Genomic DNA, 575 nt, shown 5'->3' with positions numbered 1-575 from the left:
GACTTCAACGACCCCAACCACAACGGACGATCCGCGTCCCGCCCCTGCCCGTACGTCGCCAACAACGCCTGCGCCTCGATCGGATCCCCCAACCGCGTCCCCGTACCGTGCGCCTCCACCACATCCACACCCCCCGCCGACACACCCGCCACCGCCAACGCCCGCCGGATCACCCGCTCCTGCGCCGGACCCGACGGCGCCGTCAACCCGTTCGACGCACCATCCGAACCCACCGCACTACCCCGCACCACCGCCAACACCCCGTGACCACGACGCCGCGCATCCGACAACCGCTCCACCACCAGCACACCCACCCCCTCCGACCACGCCGTCCCATCCGCGTGATCAGAAAACGACTTGCACCGCCCATCCGGCGCCAACCCACGCTGCTGGCTGAAGTCGACGAAGACCTCCGGGGTGGACATCACCGTCACACCGCCGGCCAGAGCCAGCTCGCACTCACCCGTTCGCAACGCGTTGACCGCCAGATGCAACGCCACCAACGACGACGAACACGCCGTGTCCACCGACACCGCCGGCCCCTCCAGACCCAGGTGGTACGCCACCCGACCGGA

General features: G+C 69.6%; 1 protein-coding gene. It reads right to left on the bottom strand.

The window, feature by feature from the left end; genetic code table 11:
* Positions 1-575 (bottom strand): beta-ketoacyl synthase N-terminal-like domain-containing protein (locus ACFHVL_RS31420; RefSeq protein ID WP_416632253.1); only part of this gene is annotated, 575 nt, incomplete at both ends.

Origin of the sequence: Micromonospora sp. LOL_023 (genome assembly GCF_048060115.1) — a bacterium.
GTDB lineage: Bacteria > Actinomycetota > Actinomycetes > Mycobacteriales > Micromonosporaceae > Micromonospora_E.
Note: the sequence above shows the minus strand (reverse complement) of the source record. Positions and strands in the feature narration are given on the sequence as shown.